The sequence below is a fragment of the Veillonella parvula genome (genome assembly GCF_032550495.1).
GTDB lineage: Bacteria > Bacillota > Negativicutes > Veillonellales > Veillonellaceae > Veillonella > Veillonella parvula_G.
The window spans coordinates 544,287-570,604 of record NZ_JAWFZJ010000001.1; the positions used below are offsets into that span (position 1 = coordinate 544,287).

21 protein-coding genes are annotated in these 26,318 nt (G+C 36.8%); all 21 read right to left on the reverse strand.

Features of this window, described 5'->3' with window-relative positions:
* Positions 1 to 12 precede the first annotated feature (12 nt).
* Positions 13 to 744 carry an RsmE family RNA methyltransferase gene (locus tag E6X37_RS02720; RefSeq protein WP_060919782.1) on the reverse strand — a complete coding sequence of 244 codons (732 nt, stop codon included), beginning with the start codon at positions 742 to 744 and terminating at the stop codon, positions 13 to 15.
* Positions 741 to 1,604, reverse strand: coding sequence for a 50S ribosomal protein L11 methyltransferase (locus tag E6X37_RS02725; RefSeq protein WP_021148129.1), 864 nt, complete (start codon positions 1,602 to 1,604; stop codon positions 741 to 743). The genes E6X37_RS02720 and E6X37_RS02725 overlap by 4 nt, the downstream gene beginning before the upstream one ends.
* 55 nt (positions 1,605 to 1,659) lie before the next feature.
* Complete coding sequence (gene dnaJ / locus E6X37_RS02730; RefSeq protein WP_004695739.1) at positions 1,660 to 2,817, reverse strand: molecular chaperone DnaJ; 1,158 nt, start codon at positions 2,815 to 2,817, stop codon at positions 1,660 to 1,662.
* Positions 2,818 to 2,833: 16 nt separating this feature from the next.
* The gene (gene dnaK, locus E6X37_RS02735; protein ID WP_004697142.1) at positions 2,834 to 4,675 is read right to left on the reverse strand and encodes a molecular chaperone DnaK; all 1,842 of its coding nucleotides are present in this window, start codon (positions 4,673 to 4,675) and stop codon (positions 2,834 to 2,836) included.
* 27 nt (positions 4,676 to 4,702) lie between these two features.
* On the reverse strand, positions 4,703 to 5,248 hold the full coding sequence (grpE, locus tag E6X37_RS02740; RefSeq protein ID WP_024061688.1) for a nucleotide exchange factor GrpE: 546 nt from the start codon (positions 5,246 to 5,248) through the stop codon (positions 4,703 to 4,705).
* The gene (hrcA, locus tag E6X37_RS02745; RefSeq protein ID WP_101928258.1) at positions 5,248 to 6,276 is read right to left on the reverse strand and encodes a heat-inducible transcriptional repressor HrcA; all 1,029 of its coding nucleotides are present in this window, start codon (positions 6,274 to 6,276) and stop codon (positions 5,248 to 5,250) included. Before hrcA ends, grpE begins: the two co-directional genes overlap by 1 nt.
* 397 nt (positions 6,277 to 6,673) lie before the next feature.
* Positions 6,674 to 7,276 carry a nitrite/sulfite reductase domain-containing protein gene (locus E6X37_RS02750; protein ID WP_024061690.1) on the reverse strand — a complete coding sequence of 201 codons (603 nt, stop codon included), beginning with the start codon at positions 7,274 to 7,276 and terminating at the stop codon, positions 6,674 to 6,676.
* 81 nt (positions 7,277 to 7,357) lie between these two features.
* On the reverse strand, positions 7,358 to 8,542 hold the full coding sequence (hemW, locus tag E6X37_RS02755; RefSeq protein ID WP_118091432.1) for a radical SAM family heme chaperone HemW: 1,185 nt from the start codon (positions 8,540 to 8,542) through the stop codon (positions 7,358 to 7,360).
* A gap of 4 nt (positions 8,543 to 8,546) precedes the next feature.
* Positions 8,547 to 10,346, reverse strand: coding sequence for a translation elongation factor 4 (lepA, locus tag E6X37_RS02760; protein ID WP_156697540.1), 1,800 nt, complete (start codon positions 10,344 to 10,346; stop codon positions 8,547 to 8,549).
* Positions 10,347 to 10,384: 38 nt separating this feature from the next.
* A complete protein-coding gene (gene mnmA / locus E6X37_RS02765) occupies positions 10,385 to 11,446 on the reverse strand; it encodes a tRNA 2-thiouridine(34) synthase MnmA (RefSeq protein ID WP_004695727.1) in 1,062 nt (353 codons plus the stop codon).
* Positions 11,447 to 11,644: 198 nt separating this feature from the next.
* The gene (locus E6X37_RS02770) at positions 11,645 to 12,883 is read right to left on the reverse strand and encodes a methionine gamma-lyase family protein (protein WP_008713866.1); all 1,239 of its coding nucleotides are present in this window, start codon (positions 12,881 to 12,883) and stop codon (positions 11,645 to 11,647) included.
* Positions 12,880 to 13,809: a tRNA (adenosine(37)-N6)-dimethylallyltransferase MiaA gene (gene miaA / locus E6X37_RS02775; protein WP_004695723.1), complete on the reverse strand. Its 930-nt coding sequence runs from the start codon at positions 13,807 to 13,809 to the stop codon at positions 12,880 to 12,882. The genes E6X37_RS02770 and miaA overlap by 4 nt, the downstream gene beginning before the upstream one ends.
* Positions 13,806 to 14,618 carry a class I SAM-dependent methyltransferase gene (locus tag E6X37_RS02780; RefSeq protein WP_004695722.1) on the reverse strand — a complete coding sequence of 271 codons (813 nt, stop codon included), beginning with the start codon at positions 14,616 to 14,618 and terminating at the stop codon, positions 13,806 to 13,808. The genes miaA and E6X37_RS02780 overlap by 4 nt, the downstream gene beginning before the upstream one ends.
* Position 14,619: 1 nt before the next feature.
* Entirely contained in the window at positions 14,620 to 16,659 is a 2,040-nt protein-coding gene (gene mutL / locus E6X37_RS02785) for a DNA mismatch repair endonuclease MutL (protein WP_156697539.1), read from the reverse strand.
* Entirely contained in the window at positions 16,659 to 19,292 is a 2,634-nt protein-coding gene (gene mutS / locus E6X37_RS02790; RefSeq protein ID WP_156697538.1) for a DNA mismatch repair protein MutS, read from the reverse strand. The genes mutL and mutS overlap by 1 nt, the downstream gene beginning before the upstream one ends.
* Positions 19,293 to 19,318: 26 nt before the next feature.
* A complete protein-coding gene (locus E6X37_RS02795; protein WP_004697379.1) occupies positions 19,319 to 20,119 on the reverse strand; it encodes a class I SAM-dependent methyltransferase in 801 nt (266 codons plus the stop codon).
* A gap of 228 nt (positions 20,120 to 20,347) precedes the next feature.
* On the reverse strand, positions 20,348 to 21,661 hold the full coding sequence (gene miaB, locus E6X37_RS02800; RefSeq protein WP_156697537.1) for a tRNA (N6-isopentenyl adenosine(37)-C2)-methylthiotransferase MiaB: 1,314 nt from the start codon (positions 21,659 to 21,661) through the stop codon (positions 20,348 to 20,350).
* Between the two features lie 8 nt (positions 21,662 to 21,669).
* Positions 21,670 to 22,545, reverse strand: coding sequence for an Asp23/Gls24 family envelope stress response protein (locus E6X37_RS02805; protein WP_156697536.1), 876 nt, complete (start codon positions 22,543 to 22,545; stop codon positions 21,670 to 21,672).
* 15 nt (positions 22,546 to 22,560) lie between these two features.
* Positions 22,561 to 23,388 carry a PHP domain-containing protein gene (locus tag E6X37_RS02810; RefSeq protein ID WP_101928248.1) on the reverse strand — a complete coding sequence of 276 codons (828 nt, stop codon included), beginning with the start codon at positions 23,386 to 23,388 and terminating at the stop codon, positions 22,561 to 22,563.
* 116 nt (positions 23,389 to 23,504) lie between these two features.
* Positions 23,505 to 25,223, reverse strand: a complete 1,719-nt coding sequence (locus E6X37_RS02815) for a proline--tRNA ligase (RefSeq protein ID WP_156697535.1) — start codon at positions 25,221 to 25,223, stop codon at positions 23,505 to 23,507.
* Positions 25,217 to 26,302 (reverse strand): flavodoxin-dependent (E)-4-hydroxy-3-methylbut-2-enyl-diphosphate synthase, encoded by a 1,086-nt coding sequence (gene ispG, locus E6X37_RS02820; protein WP_004695704.1) that lies wholly within the window; start codon positions 26,300 to 26,302, stop codon positions 25,217 to 25,219. Before ispG ends, E6X37_RS02815 begins: the two co-directional genes overlap by 7 nt.
* Between the last annotated feature and the right edge of the window lie 16 nt (positions 26,303 to 26,318).

Sequence of the window (26,318 nt, forward strand, 5' to 3'; positions counted from 1 at the left end):
TTCTTATTTAATTTATAATTCTAATTCATATCGAATCATCGCTAACGATCCAATAGCAGCAGTTTCAGCCCGTAAAATTGTATTTCCCAGCGATACTGATTTTCCACCATATTTTATAATAGCATTGATTTCCTTCTCTTGATAGCCCCCTTCAGGACCTATACAAATTAAAACATCAGTTACAGACTTATCGGAATGTAAAGTTTTAAGTACATCTTTGATAGTCTGCCCTGCTTCATTTTCATAGGCTACCAATTTCAACGCCTCAGATTCAATGTCTAATGCTTGTAAAAGCGTCTCTCCTACTACGAGTGTAGGCAAGTGATTTCGTCCACATTGTTGAGCTGCTTCTAGCATTATTTTTTCCCAACGATTTACTTTTGATTGAAGCTTTTTTTCATCATATTTAGCTACGCAGTTAGCTGTGGGCACAAGATAAATTGTATCCACATTTAACTCCGTCGCCTTTTGTAACACCCATTCTAGCTTTTCACCTTTTAATAATGATTGAACTAGAATAGTACGATACGATGCTAGATTTGCATCTACATATTCAATCAGTTTTGCTTGAGCTTTACCGTCTACTTCTTCTGTAATTTGATATGTACCACAACGATTGTCACTACCTGTTACAGTTATAGGCTTCTCAATATTATGGCGAAATACATGTAGTACATGATGGGTCACATCTTTCGGCAATTCTATTATTTCATCTAATGGTGTAGGAATAAAAATCTTTTTCATCGTTTTTCTAGCGCAAATGTATGCCAAGGTCCTGCAACGCGCTCCTCAATAATATGCCAATGAGCCTCAATATATGGCATGATTTCATCATAACGATCATCAATAATGCCACTAATAATCAAAATGCCCTTATCATCCAGTTTCTTACCAATTTGAGGTAATAGTATTTTAAGGGGATCTACTGTTAAATTAGCTAAAATTAATTGGGCAGTACTATTGAAATCACTATCCAAATTACCACAAATGATTTCAGCAGATACATGATTATTCTCACAGTTAATTCGAGCTTGATTTGCAGCATACTCTTCTATATCTATACCAACTAAATTTTTAATACCTAAATGGGCTGCTACTAATAAAAGAATACCTGTGCCAGTACCAATATCCAAACAAGTAGCTGTATCAAGATCCATAGATTCACTATAGGATTTTAATAACTCTGCACAAGTCCGTGTTGTCTCATGAGACCCGGTACCAAAGGAAATATCTGAATCGATTATAATAATAGTTTTATTATCTACATTATTGTATTCCTGCCATGCTGGTTTAATGACTAAGTTAGGTAAAATTTCTGTAGGTTCAATATACTGTTGCCAAGAGTTTAACCAAGTTGACTCATCAAGAATATGTGTATCTATCGATATAATTCCAATATTTGCTTCTGTAAGACGTTTTTTCAAATCAGACTTAATCATATCGTCATCTAGTGATGGATCACTGTACATAGACAATTTTATTAAATTAGGCTGATCTTCAACATCTTCTTCTATAATTCCATTGTCTGCATAATTGTCAAAAAGAGTAGTCACCTCATCGGTGGCTACTCTTTCACAGACAACGGATATTTCTATCCATTGCATATATGCTCCTTTATAGGGAATGTGATGGAACAAACCATTCCTTCACATGAGCTGTTCATTTCGTTAAACAGTCCTTGATTTTTTCAAAGAGACTTTTGCTCACTTGTAAGTTATTTACATCTTCATTACTTTCATTTGCAAAGCGTAACAATAGCTCACGTTGAGTGTCTGTCAACTTCTTAGGCGTTTGGACGGTTACCACAATGTGTTGATCACCCCTTTGGTTAGGGTTACGCAAATATGGAATACCTTTGCCCTTTACGCGGAATGCCGTTCCCGTTTGAGTACCTTCCGGAATCTTTAACTCTACTTTACCATCTAAAGTGTTAACTTGTATAGTCGCACCAAGAGCAGCTTGAGCAAAGCTAATATTTACACGGCTAATAACGTCATTACCATTTCGTTCAAATTCCTTGTGAGGACGAACAAAGATATATACATAGAGATCCCCTTTAGGACCGCCTAAAATACCAGGTTCCCCTTCATTAGCTACACGTAAACGAGATCCGCTATCTACACCAGCTGGAATCTTAATGGAAATCTTCCGTTTAGCCAACATTTCACCAGTACCACGGCATTTAGAGCAAGGTTTTTCAATGCTTTTACCCGTACCATGACAGCGGGAACAAGTGCGAACGGACTGCATACGTCCAAATGGAGTATTTTGAATAACCGCTTCTTGACCAGAACCATGACAGTTTGGACAAGTATCGACACGAGAGCCTGGTTCACCACCAGTACCATGACAGTGATCACATTCTTCATGACGATGCACTTCAATTTCCATAGATTTACCAAAGGCTGCATCTTCAAAGGAAATATCGATATCTTCACGCAAGTCATTACCTTTTTGAGGGCCTTGTTGTTGGCGTCCACCACCAAACATGCCACCAAAAATGTCGCCAAAGATATCACCAAAGCCTCCAGCTTGACCACCAAAACCGCCAAAGCCACCTTGGAAACCACCGGCACCAGCGCCGCCTCCTTGTTTGAAGGCGTCGTGGCCGAATTGGTCATATTGAGCTTTTTTAGTTTCATCAGACAATACTTCGTAAGCTTCGTTAGCTTCTTTAAACTTTGCTTCCGCTTCCTTTGGATTATCTTTATTTACATCTGGATGGTATTGGCGTGCCTTTTTACGGAAGGCTTTTTTGATTTCATCTTGAGAGGCATTTTTACTAACCCCTAGGATGTCATAATAATCTCGTGCCATTCGTTACCAACCCTTCTTATTTCTTGTCATCATCCACTACTGTGTAATCAGCATCAACTACATTGTCATCAGATTTTGTTTGTTGTTGACCTTGTTCAGCACCACCAGCTGCTTGTTGAGCTTGTTGAGCTGCTGCATACATTTGTTCTGCTAATTTATGTAATGGTTGTTCCAAAGCTTCACTATCTTTTTTGATGTCTTCGATATTGCCAGCTTCGATAGATTTTTTCAATTTATCTTTCGCTTCTTCTACTTCTTTCATCAAAGCAGCATCGCCTTTACCTTCAAGGTCTTTCAATGCTTTCTCAGCTTGATATACTAAGGAATCAGCATTGTTTTTAACATCTAATTCTTCTTTTCTAGCTTTATCTTCCGCTGCATGAGCTTCAGCTTCTTTAACCATGCGGTCAATTTCTTCTTCTTTCAAGCCGCTAGAAGAAGTAATGGTAATCTTTTGTTCCTTTTGAGTACCTAAATCTTTAGCTTTTACATGTACGATACCATTAGCATCGATGTCAAATGTTACTTCGATTTGAGGAACCCCACGAGGAGCAGCTGGGATACCATCCAAGTTGAAACGACCCAATGTTTTATTATCTGCTGCGAACTCACGTTCACCTTGCAATACATGAATATCTACAGATGGTTGATTATCTGCTGCAGTGGAGAATACTTGAGATTTAGATGTAGGAATTGTAGTATTACGATCAATAATACGTGTGAATACACCGCCCATTGTTTCGATACCAAGAGACAATGGAGTTACGTCAAGTAACAATACGTCTTTTACTTCACCTACTAATACGCCACCTTGAATAGCAGCACCGATAGCTACACATTCATCAGGGTTAACGTTTTTTGTTGGTTCCTTACCCAATACTTTTTTAATAGCTTCTTGTACAGCTGGGATACGACTAGAACCACCAACTAACAATACTTTATCGATATCGGATGCAGATAAACCAGCATCACTCATAGCTTTACGAGTAGGTTCTATAGTAGCTTGTACCAAATCAGCAGTTAATTCTTCAAATTTAGCACGAGTCAATGTTACATCCAAATGTTTAGGACCAGTAGCATCAGCTGTGATAAATGGCAAGTTGATATTTGTGCTAGCTACGCCAGACAATTCAATTTTTGCTTTTTCAGCAGCTTCTTTTAAACGTTGATCAGCTAATTTATCATTGGATAAATCGATACCAGTTTCTTTTTTGAACTCTTCAATAAGGTAGTTCATAATGCGTTGGTCGAAGTCATCCCCACCAAGGTGGTTATTACCAGATGTTGCTAATACTTCAAATACACCGTCACCAAGTTCAAGGATAGATACGTCGAATGTACCACCACCAAGGTCAAATACAAGAACTTTACCATCTTCATCTTTATCTACACCATATGCAAGAGCAGCTGCTGTAGGTTCGTTGATGATACGAAGTACTTCAAGACCTGCAATGGCACCTGCGTCTTTTGTAGCTTGACGTTGAGCATCTGTAAAGTATGCAGGAACTGTAATAACAGCTTGTTTTACAGGTTCGCCCAAGTAAGCTTCTGCATCAGCTTTGATTTTTTGAAGAATCATTGCAGAAATTTCTTGAGGAGTATAAGATTTACCTTCTACAGTTACTTTGTAGTCTGTACCCATGTGACGTTTAATAGAAATGATTGTATTTTCTGGGTTAGATACAGCTTGACGTTTAGCCAATTGACCAACTAAACGTTCTCCATTTTTTGCAAACCCAACAACGGAAGGAGTTGTACGTGCACCTTCTTGATTTGTAATAACCGTAGGTTCGCCGCCTTCCATAACAGCAACACAAGAGTTTGTTGTCCCTAAATCAATACCAATTACCTTTGCCATAATATATACCTCCTAAAACTTTATAATCTATTCAACAACTTTTACCATTGCTGGACGTATACAACGACCATCAACAGTATAGCCAGTTTGCAAAACTTCACACACCGTATCGGATTCATATTCATCTGACGGTACACGCATAATCGCTTGATGGAAATTTGGATCAAATGGTTGACCCATAGCTTCAATAACAGCTAAACCATGTTTAGATAACATAGCCATCAAATTTTGATGAATCATAATGAATCCATCGAGGAATACTTTTGCTTCCCCTTCTGCAGGACTTTGAACGGCCCGTTCAAAGTTATCCAATACAGGAAGAAGGTCCGTTAATACATCCCCTTTTACATATCCAGCAAGTTGCTCTTTTTCCTGGTTAGTACGACGTTTGAAATTTTCAAAGTCCGCTTGTAACCGTTTATAGCGATTATCAAAGTCGGCTTTAAGTTCTTCTAACACTTGAGCAGCATCAGCCACAGCTTCTTCAGTTTTTTCAACAGTTGGTTCCTCTACATTCGTAGTATCCTCTGTTTCCTCCACTGTTTCTTGTTTAATGTCTTGTTCTTCAGCCATTATTTGCCCTTTCTGTTTTGTTCTTTTACCATAGTTTCCATTATATGTTTCATATGGGACAACATGCCGATGATACGTCCGTATTCCATCCGCGTTGGACCAAGAATAGCAAGAGTTCCGATAGGCTGATCTTGATTCGTAAAATCAGCTTGTACCACACTCATTGAATGTAGCGCTTCAGTTTCATTCTCAATACCAATCTTGACCTTAACAGGTGTTGGAGAATCATCTTTTAATAACTGTCCTAATTGATTTTGTTCTTCCACTAAGGAAAGCAAGGGTTGTACCTTCTCAACAGACTTAAACTCTGGTTGATTTAACAACTCTGTGGTACCTACCGAATAGAACAACTTACGTTTATTAATAGCTCGTAATAATGTCTCCGAAAGGATTAATAAAATTCCCTGCGGTCCTTCCATATGGACCAATATAGATCCTAAAGCCTCAGCCGTTACATGACCAATACTTACATTCTGTAGTGCATTGCTAAATTGTATGGCTAGACTTTGTAAAAGCTCTGGTGAAACACTTTCACCAAAGTACATCAACTCATTATCGAGTGCTCCTGTTTCAGTAATAACTACCATAATGGCTTGATGACTATCTAGCGGTAATACATGAATGTATTTGATTAATGCTCTATCATGGGCTGGTGCTAAGAATAAACTCATGCTATGACTTACCTGTGAAAGTAGTTTAGCCATATTTAGAAAGAGTTCACTCGTTGATCCATTGGAACGCTTCCATAACATTTCAATTTTTTCAGCATCCTGTAATGGAACAGGTTGTCGACTCAGCATAGAATCAACATATAAGCGATAGCCCTTAGCTGAAGGAATACGTCCAGCCGATGTATGAGGTTGCTCTAAATAGCCTAATTCCTCTAAATCGGACATTTCGTTCCGCACCGTAGCAGGACTGATGCCAAGATCATAATTTTTAGCAATCGTTCGAGATCCTACAGGTTCTGCGGACTTAACATAGTCTTCAATTATGACTCGCAAGATGCGCTGTTTTCTTTCATCCATAATGACACCTCTTGTTAGCACTCATTAACTTTGAGTGCTAATCGCATGTATAATATTACCATATTAAAAAAAATTGTCAAGCTAAAAAATGCCAAAAAAGTCAAATAATATCAATTTAGTCAAAAAGACAAATCAATATTTTTGATTAATTAGTCAAAAAATCAAAGTGCAACAATAAGAAAACACTTATACTATCTACATTTATGACATATCCCAAAATTTAAAGATTAGAATATGTAGTTCTAATAAAATTTCTATTATTAAAACCTGAAATAGTATAAGTGTTTATATATAATAATTTAGTTGTCAATAAACTCTTAGTTAAAATACTTTTTTGGCCCAAGAATTTACGGACTATAAACTATAAATCAATTAGAACTAAAATGTACTAATTGATTTATAGTTCTACCCCTTCTAATGGATTGCCAAGACGCTCTAACAGTTTCCCCATACGTTCACGAGGTTCACCATATTTAGCATACCAATCAATCAAAATATCTACAGCTTTTTTAGATTGCTCAATAGTTAGTTTTCTTGCTAAAATTTTTCCTGCTTCAGGTCTCATGCCTGTATTACCACCAACAGCCAACATAAAACCTTGAGATGTACCGATAAAGGCAATATCCTTTACCATTGCATCTGGGCAGTTACGTCCACATCCACTGATGCCGATTTTGCACTTGTGAGAGGTTTTTCGGCCGTAATGTTTTCTCTCTACATAATCAGCCAATTCTTTAGTTTCCATTTGTCCATTTTTACAATGGCCTTTACCTACACAAGCAATTAAGGAATTAACACCTCTATGAATAACAGTGGTCACGCCATCAGGCAATTCAGAAATAAACTGCTCCTTATCATCTTTTTCAATACCTGTAATTTGTATACCTGTTACAACATGACGGAAGGATCCACCATATTTTTCAGCAAGTTCTATGCATGCTTTCATTTGATCTAAAGTAAATTCATTATGTAAACCGTGTAATATTACAGATGTCTTCATCGCTCCTCCTCAAATCTAGCATGCTTATTCACCATCATCCTATTTATACTAACATATTAGATTTTGAGAAACTGTGAGAAATTACTCACGAATAAATTGACTAAATACATAGTTCCCATGCTTGGCACCTTCAGCGGTTAAATGATAACTTCCATTTTGATACTCTAATAGACCTTTACTAACTAAATCATCTAAAGCAGTACCAAATAAATCATGGACAGATACGCCAAATTTATCTTCGAATTTTTGCTCATCAAGGCCCCATTTAGTGCGAAGGGCTAAAAAGGAAAAATCCTCTTGAGCTCGCTCTAAAGTAATCGTCTCCGTATCAATAGTAGGCATAATATATCTGTCAACAGATTGTATATAGGGCATTACATTACGATTATTACTACGGCGTACTCCGTCATAGAAGGAATGAGCACCAGCACCAAAGCCTAAATAATCTATATAGTGCCAATATTTTAAATTATGACGACTATAGGAATTAGCCTTGGCGAAATTTGAAATCTCATATCGTTCAAAACCCAATTCTTTTAAACCAGCCATCATTGTATCATACATTGATTCATCTATACTTTCACTAGGAATGAAAATAAGATTTTTCTGAACTAAATGATATAAATAGGTCCCCACTTCTACTTGTAATCCATAAGTAGAAATATGATTAATAGGCAACTCTTCTACGACTGCTAAATTACGTTTAATATCGTCTAAGGATTGTCTTGGTAATCCATAAATCAAATCAATATTAATATCAGCAAAGCCCGCCTCTTTAGCATCATAAACGGCTTGTTTTGCCTGTTCCCCGTTGTGACTGCGATGAAGCATGGTAAGTGCCTTATCGTCAAATGTTTGAACACCAAAGCTAATACGATTAAAACCAAATTTAACTAATTTCGTTAAATAATGTAAATTTACTTCCCCAGGATTCGATTCAATAGTCATATGACAATCGTCAGTAATTGTAAAAGTGTTTTTGATTTTATCAAGAATCATCTGTAGATGTTGAATCGATAATTCTGTAGGCGTACCTCCACCAAAATAAATTGTATCAATAGCTTTAGATGTTGACTCTGGATGTTCAGAGACCCATAAATCGATTTCTTGAACTAAAGCATATACATAGGTTTCGTAATAATCTTGTAAATTTTGGTAAGCAGGAAAATCACAATACATACATTTCTGTTTACAAAAAGGGATATGGACATATAGCCCCATATCCCTCAGTGTAGACAGATTCAGAATATCAGAATCTGTTTTCATTTTATTAGTCCTCAACCTTGAGAATAGCCATGAATGCTTCTTGTGGAATCTCTACGGAACCGACAGACTTCATACGTTTCTTACCGGCTTTTTGTTTTTCAAGTAATTTACGCTTACGAGAGATATCGCCACCGTAACATTTTGCCAAAACATCCTTACGCCAAGCTTTTACAGTTTCACGAGCCACAATTTTTGTACCTACCGCCGCTTGAATAGGAATTTCAAACATTTGACGAGGAATCAATTCTTTCAATTTCTCAGCTAATGCACGACCACGTGCAGTTGCACGGTCTTTGTGTACAATAATGGACAATGCATCCACAGGATCTCCATTTAAGAGAATATCCATCTTAACCATTGGAGATTGTTTATATCCAATCAATTCGTAGTCAAGGGATGCATAACCTTTTGTAGCGGATTTTAATTTATCAAAGTAATCATAAATGATTTCACTCAATGGCAAGTGATAAACGACAGATACTCGTGTTTCATCCAAATATTCCATAGATTGATATTCACCGCGTTTATCTTGGGACAACTCCATAATAGTACCAACAAAATCTTTAGGTACAATTGTTGTAGCCTTTACATAAGGCTCTTCAATGTAATCAATTTCCGTTGGAGGTGGTAATTTAGCAGGATTATCGACTTCGAGCATTTCCCCATTTGTTTTGTACACTTTGTAATTTACAGATGGAGCCGTCGTAATAAGTGTCAAATTATATTCACGTTCTAAACGTTCTTGAATTACGTCCATATGCAAAAGGCCGAGAAACCCACAACGGAAACCAAAGCCCAATGCCAATGATGTTTCTGCTTCATATTCTAAGGCAGCATCATTAAGCTGTAACTTTTCTAATGCATCTCGAAGGTTTTCATAGTCTTTAGACTCTGTTGGGTAAAGGCCACAGTACACCATAGATACAGCCTTACGATAACCAGGCAATGGCTCAGTTGCAGGATTATTAGCTAATGTTACAGTATCGCCTACATGGCAATCTTTTACATTTTTGATGCTAGCTGCAATACAACCTACTGAGCCACATTGTAATTCTTGCACAGGTACAAGATTGGGAGTAAAAATACCGAGTTCTGTAACATCAAAGTCCTTTTTATCATGCATCATGCGAATTGTATCTTTTGCTTTTATAGACCCTTCTTTTACGCGGACATAAGCAATAGCACCTTTATACGCGTCAAAACGGCTATCAAAAATCAAAGCTCTTGTTGGCTCATCAGATTTATCTGGTGGTGCAGGAACTTTATTTACAATAGCTTCTAAAATATCAGGAATACCGATACCTGATTTGGCAGAGCATAATACAGCATCAGATGCGTCTAAACCAATAATATCTTCAATTTCTTGTTTAACGCGATCAGGATCTGCTGACGGCAAATCAATCTTGTTAATAACAGGAATGATTTCAAGATCATGTTCTAAAGCGAGATATACATTTGCCAACGTTTGTGCTTCCACACCTTGTGCAGCATCGACTACGAGTAATGCCCCTTCACAGGCTGCAAGAGAACGAGATACTTCATAGCTGAAATCGACGTGGCCTGGAGTATCGATGAGATTCAAAATATATTCTTCACCGTCTTGCGCTTTATACAAAATACGAACAGATTGCGCTTTAATAGTAATGCCGCGTTCACGTTCAAGGTCCATGGAGTCCAAAACTTGAGCCTCCATTTCACGTTTTTGTAATGTACCAGTATATTCAATTAATCTATCAGCGATGGTTGATTTACCATGGTCGATATGAGCTATAATACAGAAGTTTCGAATCTTTTTCGTTGACATACTATGTAAACAAGTTCAAAGAACTTGCATTCTCCTTTCTAACATACGCGATCGATAACAGCACCTCCCAATAATTGAGTGCCATTATAAAAGGCTACAGACTGACCTGGGGTAATAGCCCGTTGTGGTTCTTCAAAAATAACCTCCATTGTATCGTCATCTAAAATACGTGCTGTGCAAGGAGAAGGGTTAGCTGCATAGCGAATTTTTCCTTCTGCCTTCAATTCCTTATGAATTGTATCATCTAAGAAGTTATAGAACTTACAAATCATACGATTTGTAAAGAGACGTTCATTAGGACCCACGATGACCTCATTACGATCCCCATTAAATCCAATAACATATAAAGGGTGTTTATAAGCAATACCAAGGCCTTTACGTTGACCAATCGTATAATTAAATAAGCCGTTGTGCTTACCTAATACCTCACCATCTTCGGTAACGATATTACCAGACTCTGGCTTACCCTTCATTTCTTCTACCACTAGCTTTTGATAATTCCCATGAGGCAAGAAACAAATATCTACGCTATCTGGTTTTTTAGCGACTGGCAAATCATATTCAGCAGCTAATTTACGTGTTTCAGTCTTACATTGACCACCTAATGGAAACATAAGATGACTCAAAATACGTTGGTTCATATTGTACATAACATAACTTTGGTCTTTTGTAGGATCAACACCTTTATGTAACTCATATAGACCTGTTTCTTCATTATAATTTACTTGTGCATAATGACCAGTTACCATATGTGTGGCACCTAATTCAAGAGCACGATTGAGCATCAAGTCAAACTTGATGTTCTTGTTACAAAATACACAAGGATTTGGCGTACGACCATAGGCATATTCTTTTACAAAGTAATCTACTACGTTTTCGTAGAATACATCACGAGCATCGATAACATGATGCTCGATACCAAGAAAATCACACATCTTCTTAGCATCAGTTACGGCAAGAGGCACCTCATCATAGGGCGTACCACTCACCCATAACCATAGGGTAATACCAAATACTTTATAGCCTTGTTTTAATAGCATTGCAGCAGTTAAAGAACTGTCTACGCCGCCACTCATAGCTACAGCGATAACTTTTTCCATACTTTCTCCTTTTAATGATCTCTTGATCATAAAACTAATCAGGGTGAAAGCCTGACGTGTAAAACACTAGTTCGGTGTAAAAGTCCGAGTAGTATTGCTATAAAATTATAGCAACTTATATTATAGCCTAGAAATAGGTATATTGAAAAGATTTGAAATAAAAAGAATCCCTTTCACAAAAGAAAGAGATTCTAAACATTATCTATGTTTTAATAGTTCTTCAGCAGCTCCTAATATACCAAGCATGGAATGTTCAAACACTAGGCCACCCTGCATGAAAATTGTATATGGTGGACGTATAGGACCATCGGCACTGAGTTCAATAGAGGAACCTTGTACAAAGGTACCACCAGCCATGATGATTTTATCTTCGTACCCAGGCATATCCCCAGGAATAGGATGTACGTGAGCATCTACAGGAGAATAGGCTTGCATACCTACACAGAAATGCTCCATTTCTTCCCCATTTTTCAGATTAATGGCTTGAATCAAATCATAGCGATCAGCATTTACCTTAGGGAATACATCATAACCTAGTAACTCACCTACAGCAGCCGTATATACAGCACCTTTAAGAGCTTGTAATACTACGTGAGGTGCCATAAATAAACCTTGGAAGAACAAGCGATAACCAGGAGCATATGAACCCATATGATCGCCAAGTCCAGGAGCTGTCAATTGATACGCTGCATCCTCTACAAGGTTTTCTCTACCAACAATATAACCACCAGTTGGTGCTAAACCGCCACCTGCATTTTTAATGAGAGAGCCAGCCATAATATCAGCACCAGCTTCTAATGGTTCTTGCAGCTCTGTAAATTCACCGTAACAATTATCTACGAAACAAATCGTTTTAGAGTTTTTAGCTTTTACAGCATCTACAATAACCTTAACATCTGCAATAGATAAAGGTTCACGTGTGCTATAGCCTCGAGACCGTTGAATCACTACTACCCGCGTATTATCGTTAACAGCGTTAGCAATAGCTTCAACATCATAGGTATTATCTTTCAATGGAACCTCAGTATAGGTAAAGCCTTTTTCTACTAAAGAACCACGTACTTCACGAGCGGCACCGATAACGGATTGCATTGTATCATAAGGAGCCCCTACGGCATAGATAAACTCTGTCCCTTTAGAGCCATTTCCCATCAAAGAAATTAATGTAGTAGCTAACGCATGTGTACCAGAAACAAAATGAGGACGAACGATAGCCTTTTCACCTTTAAATACATAGGCAAATACTTCATCTAATTTTTCACGCCCTACGTCGTTATATCCATAACCAGTAGTACCAGTGAAATGATAATCAGATACTTGGCATTCCTTAAAGGCTTCTAATACTTTTTTTGTATTGGCCAATGCAATAGGTTCAAATTTCTTAAATTCTGGTTCAGCCATTTCTAGGGCTTTACTGCGTATTTCTTCTAATGTCATGCTAATCCTTCTCTACGGATTAAATCCATAGCTTTATTAAATATAAAATCTTTAGATGTATTGCTATCAATATGTATCCATTCTATATATGGCATACGTTTATACCATGTAATTTGGCGCTTAGCAAAGTGACGTGTATTCTTCTTAATTAAGTCACGACACTCATCTAATGTTATATTGTCATTTATATAGTCTACAACCTCTTTATAGCCAATACCTTTAAAAGCTTGGCAATCTGGATTCACTCCAGATTTTATGAGTTGTTCCACCTCTTCAATCAAACCTGCATCAAACATCATATCAACGCGTAAATTGATGCGTTCATATAATTTATCACGATCTCTCATGAGACCGATAACAGAACCTTTATAGGATACACCATCTTTTGTCTGATTTCGCAACGAATCTACATCACCATGATGCAATATCTCAATAGCTCGATACAAACGATGTTTGTCGCTATATTGTATCTCTATATTATGCTCTTTACCTAATGTGAAAGCATAGTCTCGTAAGCCTTCAATACCTTTTGTACTATAGAGCTCATCGAGTTCTGCTCGCAAATATTCGTCAGGTTTAACATCATTAAAGTTGTAGTTCTCCAATAATGATTGGACATACAGTCCTGTACCACCAGACAGAATAGGAAGAATATTTCTATCTTTTAATCTTGCAATTATTTCTTTAGCTTGATCTTGAAAAATAGATACCGAATATGAATCATTTGGATCCAGTATATCGATGAGATGATGTTTCACCCGATTAAGTTCATCCACCGATGGTTTAGCGGTACCAATATTGAGTTGTTTATAAACCTGATAAGCATCACCAGAAATAACCTCAGCATGCAGATGTTCTGCTAAGTCCAAGGTAAGATCTGTTTTGCCTACCGCAGTAGGTCCAACGATGGTAATTAAGGGATTCACAATAACTCCTTCATATATACTCCATAACCTATACGGCTATATTTTCCCCCTACCCATTGGTGAGGTGGATATTTCTGAAAGACAGAACTAAATGGTCGTTCTTTAATAATAACACCATAAGAGGCAACACGCATAGCTTCCTCCATAATTTTATCATCAATACGACTTTCCACAGTATGTCCACGAAGTGGTTTAAATTGAGGACTATCCTCTACAGGGACCTCAAACATAGGATCAAAATAAATAATATCTATACTTTCATCTGGTAGATTAGGTACATAGTTTTCAAAGGTATCATAACTTACCTCAATACGACGTAATGCGTCCGTCACACTTTTCACATTATGCGAATAATGAGCTAAACCATAAGATGTGGCAAGCCATATAGATAGAGAACCTTCTAGACCTTTTATTTTAGCCTGAGGAAAAGCATAGCTCATGACGATACTGTCACTACCAAGACCAATTGTACAATCAAGAAACGAAAATTCTTCTTTATCAGTTATTTCATTAGTACTTAGTATTGTCTGAACAGCATTAATTAAATGATCTCCTTCTCCACGTTGCAAACGTAGTATACGTAATTGAGCCATGGATAAATGAAAGCTATGTTGCTGATTATCAGGAAAATGAATAGTTAAGCCATTACCAGAAAGAACAGCAATAAAATCACATGGATGAGCATTAAATAATGCTGGTATAGATAATTTTCCTCTTTTTATATAGGCCATATGCATAGAGGAAGCCAAAGCTTTGGCTTCCTCTTGAATGGCCTCATTAGATTTTTGAGCTGTAGTTAATATATTCATATTAAGACCGTAAGAATAATTTACCTAATTCATCAGGTGTAAATTTGATAATCGTAGGACGACCATGAGGACATACATATGGTTTTTCGGTACTAAATAAGTCCTCAATTAAGGTAGTCATTTGATACATATTTAAATTATGACCTGCCTTGATGGCCCCTCTACAAGATGCATAAGCTAACATTTCATGTCGTAATTGGGCCTTAGTAGGCTGTTGATGATCATGTAAGTAAGAGAATATATATTGCAGAATTTCAAATGCTTTTGACTCTACTAAATCTACTGGAGCCCCTACTAATTTTATCTTAGTAGGACCACCTAACTCTACATCAAAGCCAAGATCAAGTAATGTTTCTCGTTCTTCCTCTACTAAATTCATTTCATCATTTGTGGCCTCACTATACTGAGGAACCAAAATAGATTGCATAGGAATCGATTCAGAAGACTTACACAACTTATCATAACGCACACGCTCATGTGCAGCATGTTGATCTATGATATATAGATCATCACCTTTTTTAGCTAATATATAACAAGATGCAACTTGACCCATTGGTAAAAAGCCCGAGTTTTGAATTGTACGTTCTTCTATCTCTTCGTTACGAATATCGTGAGACAAGGATTTAAACTTCTCTACATCTTCCGAAGTATAACTAGTGTATGCAGTAGGAACAGCTTCAAAACTTTCATCTACAAAAGAGGATTGTTCATAAGTAGCCTTAGGTGCAGGTGGTGTATACCCCTTTGTTTTAAGATTTTCCACAAACTGCGAAGTTTCACCGCGCATGACTTCATAGCCTTTTGTACGGCGTCCACCAAAAACCTTATCATAATCTATAGCTGTTGCTATATGTTCAGCTGACTGCATCGAATCGTGTACAACAGTAGGTGCTTGATAAGAATCATAAGTAGTATTACCAGCTAAGAATGTACTATTAGAACTAAAATTCTTAATATCACTATTACTAGCAATATCATTACCATATTTATCGGATATGTTAGCAACTGTACCCGTCATATAAGATGATGACTCTCGTTCGTATCTCTCATGGAGTGGATTATTTAAAGCATTTAAGATACCGTGATATACGGCTTTAAATATAATCTTATCATCTGAGAATTTAACTTCACTCTTGCGAGGATGTACGTTTATATCAACCATTCTCGCAGGCACAGTAATATTTAGTACCACTAAAGGATGACCATTTTTCGGCAATAGTGCATGGTATGCATTATCGATAGCCTTCATTATGGTTTTATCAGAAATCACGCGATTATTGACGATAATGGTCTGCCATATCCTTGTACTTTTAAGAAGTGTGGGCTTACTCACTACGCCATCGATATAGATAGAATCACTTTCATAGGCAACAGTAAAAATATCTTCTTTGGTTTTATATCCATATAGCGCAGCTACAGTATCACTAATATCGCCATTTCCTGGTGTGATAATAGCTACCCGATCATCGATGATAAGCTTAAAAGAAATATGTGGATTACTTAGAGCTAATTTCCCTACAATATCTTGAATTTTAGAGGCTTCTGTACGCTCCGTTTTTAAGAATTTACGACGAGCCGGTGTATTATAAAATAAATCTTTAATTTCGATAGTTGTACCAGGTGCCGCACCATAAGGAATGCAATCGGTAAAGGTGCCGCCATCAACAGTAATACGAGTCCCCAAATAAGAGTCTGCTTTACGAGTAGTCAAAGAGAAATGAGATACAGAGGCAATACTAGCCAAGGCCTCCCCACGGAAGCCTAGGGACGCAATATCAAAGAGGTCCTCTACTTGTTGAATTTTAGAGGTTGCATGACGTAGAATCGCCAAGCGAGCATCTTCCTCCGTCATACCGATACCATTATCAGTAATCCGCATATAGGCCACACCGCCTTCACCAATTTCAACCTCAATATTAGTGGCAGACGCATCAATAGAGTTTTCAATGAGCTCTTTAATAACTGATGCGGGACGTTCAACGACTTCACCGGCAGCTATCTTATTGATTGTCGTTTCATCCAATACGTGAATGGTTGCCATTATTTCCCGCCTCCTTTACGAGCTTCCTCTTGTAGTTCATATAATTTATTTAATGCTTCAATTGGAGTCATACTCATTACATCGACTTCCAGTAAGCTATCTACTACGGAATGGGTAAATAAATTGCCTAGTGGAGAATCACTAACTTGCTTAACCGCTGGTTTTGCCACATTAGTAAGTTGAGCACCCATAACTCGATTATTTAAGTCACTTGCATCATGACTTTGATCTTCCAAGGATTCTAAAATCACTTCAGCTCGTTTTAATACAGCGTTAGGTAGGCCCGCCAGTCTGGCAACATGGATACCATAACTGCGATCTGCACCACCTTTAATGATACGACGCAAGAAAGCAACATCTTTCCCTTTTTCTTTAACTGCAACGGTATAATTTTTTAATTTACTATAGCTTTCTTCTAAGCAAATCAATTCATGGTAGTGCGTTGCAAATAAAGTCTTGCTATGAATGTGCTTACAAATATGTTCCACTACGGCTTGTGCGATACTCAAACCATCAAAGGTACTCGTACCCCGACCAATTTCATCGAGAATAATTAAACTATTATGGGTAGCATTTTCTAAAATATACGCTACCTCTTTCATTTCTACCATGAACGTGCTTTGACCAGTAGAAATATCGTCGCTAGCACCGACACGTGTAAAAATACGATCCACAGGTGAGATAGACGCTTCACGAGCAGGGATAAAGGAACCAATCTGTGCCATAATCATTAAGATAGCCACTTGACGCATGTAAGTAGATTTACCTGCCATATTAGGGCCTGTAATGAGTAAAAATTCTTCATCATCATGATTTAGAACGATATCATTTGGTACAAATACCTCACGTTTTAAAAACTTTTCAATAACTGGATGACGACCATCACGAATATTGATTTGACCATTCATTACAATAGTTGGACAAATATAATTTTCTTCATAAGCAACCAAAGCAAGAGAGCACAATACATCAAGGTCTGCAAGAGCACGTGCCGTTTCTTGCACATCTTTGATAACGAGTTTAATGTCATTGCGTAATTGTTGATATAGTTCGTGTTCCAACGCGATGATTTTATCTTTCGCACTGAGAATTTTAATTTCAAATTCTTTTAACTCAGGCGTAATATAGCGTTCAGCATTGGCCAGGGTTTGTTTTCGTATGAAATAGTCTGGTACTTGTTCTGATTTACTATGGGATACCTCGAAATAGTAGCCAAACACTTTATTATAACCAGTCTTAATTTTTGAAAGCCCTGTAGCTTCTTTAATATCCGCTTCCATCTTGGCGAGCCATTGCTCGCTATTAGTCGCTAAAGAACGTAGCTCATCTAAATCAGCATTAAATCCATCTTTAATAACACGACCGTCTTTTAATGTCAACGCTGGTTGCTCTGCAATAGCTCGACATAATAAGTCATAAATATCTTTATGATCTTGCATGCGCTCATTAATAGATGTTAAAGCTAGACTTGAACATGTACCTAATACATTCTTAATATCAGGTAGAACTGCTAATGACTCACGAAGAGCCGTTAAATCTCTGGGAGACACAGATCCGGTTTCAACACGACCAACGATGCGTTCAAAATCGTAAATACAATCTAAAAAGTTACGAATATGAGAACGTTCAGCACCGCGTGTAATAAGTTCTGAAACGGCTGCTTGACGACGTTGTATTTGATTTATATCAGTTAATGGACTTTCAAGCCATTGTTTTAAAAGGCGTGCCCCCATTGGTGTCAACGTACGATCTAGTACATCCAGTAAAGTACCTTTTTGTCCACCATCGCGTAAATTATGAGTAATTTCAAGGTGCCGCAAAGAAGATGTATCAAGAATAAGGCGATTACCTACACTTAATTGATGTACATAGTTGATATGAGAAATTTCAGATTTAATGATATCCTCTAAGTACAAAAGCATATAACCTAATGCTTCCCATACATCCTCTTCCATAAGGCCTAAATCACCGAAATGAGTTACAGCTTTTTCAGCTACTTCACGTTGTGTATAGTATGTAGAAAAAGGAGAAAATACGACATTACTAAATTGATTTTCAATAAAATCCTGAATATCTTGCGGTAATATCGTTCCTTCAGGCAATATGATTTCACTTGGTCTATACATGCTGAGTGCATCGTACATATCACTGCGTTTTTCACAATCAGTAATGCGGTGCCAAATAACTTCCCCTGTAGATACATCAGAAAACACAAGAATCCACGTATCTTTTACCATATAAAATAATGATAAAAAGTTATTTGACCGTGCATCGTTACCATTTTCTGTCATCACTGTACCAGGAGTAACAACTTTAATGACATCGCGCTTAACAATGCCTTTAACTGCTTTAGGATCTTCTAGTTGTTCACAGATAGCAACTTTATATCCTTTTTTTACAAGCGTTTCTATGTAGCTTTCAGCCGCATGAAAAGGAACGCCACACATCGGTGTGCGTTCCTCATCTCCTGTAGGACGACCTGTTAAGGTAATATTAAGTTCACGTGATGCGACTAAAGCATCCTCATTAAATAATTCATAAAAATCACCTAATCGAAAGAACAATAATTCTTCAGAGTATCTAGATTTAATATCTAAATACTGCTCCATCATAGGTGTTTGCTTTTTACTCATATTCACCTCATATATTATGAGTCATATCACAGATTCCGCTTATATTCGTATATTCCCATACGATTATTAAACAAATATATAAACGGGTATAATAATTTATAAACAATAGGTGCTAAGGACAACATACTTCCTGTAAAATTAATCAATCCAGTCTGTTTAAGCTTAGGATTCATAACTACAATTTCATGACCGTCCTTAGTTCCCCACTGAAAAGAAACATTCATTTTACTAAGCATATCATGTTGTTTAGTGCGTTTCGCCACATATGGAGAAATCATATCAAGATATAACGTAAACTCTTCAAAAGAATCAGTCAGCAAGCCTAAAAACTGCTTCATTTCATCCAATGTAAGATACATAACTACACCTTCACTAACAAGCAGTAGTTTTCGTCCATTTATCTCAATATTTTTAGTCCACAATTCATCAGTTATAGAACTCACTAAATTATGGACTCGTTCATGAGGCTCAAAAAATTGTGTACGTGCTTCAATCACTCCGGCAAAATCGATATTATACCAATCAATATAACCGTTGTCGACTCGATAAAACATAGTATCTAAACCGGCACCTAATGATACGACGATACAATCTGGATATAGAGATATAAAGTTTCGTATCTCTTCATCGATTACTTTTGCTCGTCCTAAAATTCCATAATAAGACATCTTAACATCTTTAAATTGATCAAAATCATAATCAATATGCTTTAAAATATCCCAGGATTTCTGATCCTTTAATACAGATTGATCTGACTCATAATCTTTCGCTCTTGCATATAGTGTCAATAATGCCGTTTCGCCTACAGCGTTTAAATCAAGTTTCATAGTTACACCTTCTTTGTAAAAATACAAAATGTAAATGGTGTTCATACCTATGAATGTCTTCAATATACAACTTTTATATTATTTTATTATTATAACACATATGATTTCTAATCAGCATCTATGGTAAAAAAGAACATCGCCACCACATGTTTAGCAAACTAATTTTAGATAAAAATTCTAACCTTAGAGTTAACATAATAGTGACGAGTTCTTTTTGATTCTAATAGTTTATTTTACAATACTACCATAACAAACCCATGTTTGAGCTTTATCGATATGAGCTGGTACAGTTTGACCAATTGTTAGGGAGTCATCCTTAGGGAATAAAACCATTTTATTACCAGATGTACGACCGAACCACATGTCTTCATCACGAGGACTTGGTCCCTCTACAATAATATCAAATACTTGTCCTTCCATAGGTTTATTTAATTCATAAGAGATTTCATTTTGTACATCCATCAATGTTTGTAAGCGAACGCGCTTAATCTCTTCTGGAATTTGATCATCCATAGTTGCTGCTGGCGTTCCAGATCGCTTAGAGTAGATAAACGTATACGCCATGTCATAGCGCACATCTTTTAATAATTGTAATGTAGCTTGAAAATCTTCCTCAGTTTCTCCTGGGAAACCTACAATGATATCCGTAGTCACCACCACATCTTTTATTTTTTCACGGCAATAAGAAAGTAATTCTTTATAATGCTCTACCGTGTAATGACGATTCATTTTCTTTAAAATACGATTGGAACCAGATTGAATAGGTAAATGTAAATGCGTCACAATATTGGATGACCTACCAAGAGCATCAATCATAGACTTACTCATATCTTGAGGATGACTTGTCATATAGCGAATACGTTCTATACCAGGAATACCATCAAGAGCATCAACTAATGTACCAAAATCTGTACCATCTTTAAAATCTAGGCCATAAGAGTTTACATTTTGCCCCAATAAAGTGATCTCTTTAAATCCTTTAACCCCTAGGTCTGTAACCTCTTTAACAATGGCCTCTACAGGACGGCTAATCTCTCTACCACGTACATGGGGAACAATACAATAGGTGCAAAATTTATTACATCCATTCATAATAGGTACCCATGCATAAAAAGAGCCATTTGGTTTTGCCTCTAATTCAGGTAATACAGAGTTATCCATATCTACGTTGATTTGATGCGTATGTCCATGTTGTACTTCTTCAATCATCTCGTTAATATGTTGAATATTATGAGTGCCTAATACAATATCAATATGAGGAGCTCGTTTAAACATTTCTGCTTGATTTTTTTGAGCCATACATCCTGTGACGGCGATAATCAAGTTTTTATTATTACGTTTTAGTCTTTTTAGCTCACCTATACGCCCATAAACTTTAGTTTCTGCATTTTCACGCACTGCACAAGTATTTAGCAGAATTAAATCTGCAGTTTCAACATTCTCTGTTGGTATATACCCAACAGATTCCAGCTGATGCGATAATCGCTCAGAGTCGGCAGTATTCATTTGACAACCATAGGTGTAAATATAATAAGACTTCATTCTAACTCCTACACTTTAACAATCTTACGTTTTGTTTCAATAATATTCTTAACTTTAATAGACATGCGTTCAATAGACATGCCGGTAATATATTCAATTTCATTGCGAACAGATTTTTGTACCTGTTGCATCAACGGTTTAACAGGATATCCATGTTCAATAACTACAGCCATATCAACAACAAGACCGTTTTGACCTTTGTCGCTTTTTTTAAAAGAAATTATACTGGTCTCATCGACACCAGCTACTTTTTTTAACCCATTTCTAATCAATTTAATAATTACTTCATCGTCAAAAGTGAGTCGACCATAGTAGCTAAAAGCAGGACGTACAACAGAACGTTCAAATCCTTCAGAACCAATTTGACCTAAGGTATCTTGATCTTGTTTTTTCAAAGTCCTGCGGCGCCACATGGTTTTGATTGGATCGATCAAATACCCCCTAAAGTGTGACTTTAATTCCATAGTCGGCACAGGAATTATATGTTTACCCTCTTTAAGACGTGCATGTTGTGCCTTTTCAATTTCCTTAGGTGTTGCAACATCTTCTATACGAATATATCGATCAGGTTCTTGTAAGCCTAAAGCTTTAGTAATCTTCTTAACCATATTATCAGAAGTGCCGATAATCATAAGCTTATTAGGTTTAATCTTATCTAATTGTTCTCGTACGGATTTAACTTGTACTTCGTCTTGAAAAATAGCACGACGAACAGCTTTTAAACGACTAGACTCTTTTTTTGCAGAAAAGCCAGCTACAATTTTATTATCATGAATCAAAATACCATCATCGATGATACATTCAATTTTATTTTCATGAGCAACTACGAGGGCACGATGACTTTTACCTGTGCCACTACTACCAACAAATGCAACGACTTCCATAGCCTACCTCGTCATTTATAACAAACTAATAAATTCTGATACATCCTTACCAGATACTAAGTAATCACCAAATCTATCAGGTTTCTTGCCTACAATACCATGGTAATCAGAACCACCAGTAATAAATAGCTTATGCTTTTTAGCGAATTCTTTATATCGCTCCACATCATCATCATTATGCTTTGAGTGATATACCTCCATACCATCAAAATCATAATCTAACATTTCCAACACATATTCATCACTGGTAACCAATTTAGGATGAGCCATAACAGCAAGTCCTCCAGCTTTATGTATAATATCAATAATATAAGGAACCTCTACTTTTACCTTAGGAACATAGCAAGGACTATCTTTTCGAAGAATACCTTTAAATACATCATTAATATCCTTGGCATAACCATCATCAATTAAAAGTTTACCAATATGTGGGCGACCATAAGCTTTAGTATCAGGAAATTGTTTAATGAGCTCTTCTTTTGTAATATAATATCCTTCATTGTTACAACGACGGATAATTTCATCGATACGTTCTTCACGTTTTCCTTTAAAAAACGTAATAAAATCGATTAAATCTTTATTATTTTCATCAAAACAATATCCTAAAATATGAATTGACTTATCTTTATAATCAGCACTAAATTCACAGCCATTTACGATTTTAATAGATTCATTAGGATCTAACTCTTTTTGAGCAACACGCAATGCTTGAATGCCGTCTATTTCATCATGATCGGTTAAAGCCATCATAGATACATTACAGTCTATGGCATGTTGCAATAGATCTTTAGGTGTTTCAACACCATCTGAAAAGATGGAATGCATATGAAAATCTACAAGCATATAGCACCTCCATTCCAAATATTCTATCATTTAATTATGACTTATTTAATCTATTAATTCAAGTTTAGAAAGAAAAATTGCGACCCTAATGAACATTCACTAGAATCGCAATTCTATTATAAGTTTTGAAGCAATTCTGTTACTTTATCAGCTACAGAATCAATAGCACATGGAAGAGCTTCTCCAGACTTACGGATTTGAATTTCTACTTCGTTATTCTCAAGAGTATTTTTACTTACTGTAATGCGAAGTGGATAACCAATCAAATCAGCATCTTTGAACTTAACACCTGCACGATCTTTACGATCATCTAACAATACATCTACACCAGCATTTTGTAATGCAGTATAAATAGTTTGACTGGTAGACATTAATGCTTCGTCTTTTGCATTAATTGGGACAATAACTGCTTCAAATGGAGCAATAGAACGTGGCCAAATAATACCATTTTCATCGTGATATTGCTCAATAGCAGCAGCTAGTGTACGAGATACACCGATACCATAGCAACCCATAATCATTGGATTAGGACGACCATTTTGATCTAAGAATGTAGCTTGTAATGCTTCAGAATACTTTGTACCCAATTTAAATACTTGACCCACTTCAATGCCTTTAGCATGTTCTAAAGCGCCACCACATTTAGGACACACATCGTCCTTCGTGATCAAACGAATTGGAGCAACAATAATGTCTTCTACATTAAAATCCCGTTTTGGATTGATATTAACATAGTGAGCATCTTTTTTATTAGCACCACCACAAACATTGTAAGTTTCCATAACAGATTCATCCACAACGATAGCAAATTCATCTGTTTGTTGTAATCCTACAGGACTAATAAAGCCAGCTGTTAAACCTACTTTTTCCAATTCTTCTGATGTAGCCATCTCAGGCTCTACAGAACCAAGTACGGCATGTTGTACGGCAACTTCATTTACTTCATGATCGCCACGAACGATGGCTAATACCACTTTACCATCAATAGAGAACACTACAGCTTTAATAGTTTTATGTAGTGGTAAGTTTAGCATTTCCGCAACAGCTTCAATAGTGCTAGCATTAGGAGTATCTACAACGGATAACTCTTGAAGAACTTCTTCATCCTGTTTTATGATGCCAGGCTTACCAATTTCGATATTGGCAGCGTAATCGCATTTAGTACAATATACGATATCTGCTTCACCAGCTTCAGCAATGGCCATGAACTCATGCGTACCACTACCACCGATGGCACCACTATCAGCCTCTACTGGGCGGAATGTAAGACCACAACGTGTAAAAATACGTGTATATGCATCGTACATAGATTTATAGGATTCATCTAAACCCGCTTCATCTACATCAAAAGAATAAGCATCTTTCATAATGAATTCACGGCTACGCATCAAGCCATAACGTGGACGGCGCTCATCACGGAATTTACTTTGAATTTGATATAAGTTGACTGGTAATTGACGATATGAGTTAATCTCATTTTTAACGAGGGTTGTAATCATCTCTTCATGTGTTGGTCCTAGACAAAACTCATTATCATGACGATCATTGATACGCATCATTTCTGCGCCATATGCGTTCCAACGGCCAGACTCTTTCCAAATTTCTGCAGGCTGTAAAATTGGCATCATAATTTCTTGAGCACTAGCACGATCCATTTCTTCACGTACAATAGCTTCAATCTTTTTAATACTTTTCCAACCCAATGGTAAAAAACTATATAAACCATTTGCAGTTTTACGCATAAAACCAGCGCGAAGCATAAGCTGTTGGCTTACTACATCAGCGTCAGATGGAACCTCACGCAATGTAGGTGCATATAATTTAGTGGCTAACATAAAGACTCCTCATCTAAATTTTCTAAATATTGGTCAATTTCTCTAAACAATGTATCTACTAATTCAGCTTCTGGTACAGTCTTAATAACTTTCCCTTTACGGAAAATAATACCTTGACCATCACCACCAGCAATACCAAAGTCGGCCTCACGCGCTTCCCCTGGACCATTTACAACACACCCCATAACGGCAACCTTAATAGGCGCTTTTATGGATGCTAGACGTTCTTCTACAATACCAGCCATATCAAATAAATTTACTTGGCAACGACCACATGTAGGACAAGATATCATAGTGGCCCCAAAATTTCTTAATCCTAAGCTACTTAAAATACTTCTACCTACTTCAATTTCGTGAATTGGATCTCCAGTTAAGGATACCCGTAATGTATCACCAATGCCATCGAGCAATAATGCACCAATCCCCATAGCAGATTTAATAGTGCCTTGTTTAATAGTACCAGCTTCTGTTACACCTAAATGTAACGGATAAGGAATCTTATCAGATAACTTACGATATGCTTCCACCATTAGAGGTACTTCCGTTGCTTTAATGGATAATTTCATTTGACGATAATCGAGTTTTTCTAAAATTCTTACGTGTTCTAAAGCTGTTTCAACCATACCATCCGCTGTAGGATGTCCTCCATGAGCATCGAGAATATGCTTTGGTAAAGAGCCTGCATTAACACCAATGCGAATTGGGATTTGTTTAGGTTTTGCCTTTTCAATAACGGCTAAAACCTTATCTTCACCACCAATATTTCCTGGATTAATGCGCAATCCATCAACATTATTTTCAATAGCTTCTAAAGCTAATCTATAATCAAAGTGAATATCGGCGATCAAAGGAATTGAAATGCCCGCTCTAACAGCCTTTAAAGCCTTTGCAGATGCCATTGTAGGAACGGCGACACGAACCAGTTCACAACCAGCCTCTGCTAAATGATTAATTTCTGCAATTGCCTTCTCTGTATGTACTGGATCCGTAGTAATCATAGATTGAATACTTACCGGTGCATAATCGCCGATTTTAACTGTACCTACATAGATACCATTTGTTGGTTTACGTACAATCATTGTAATCTCCCATCTG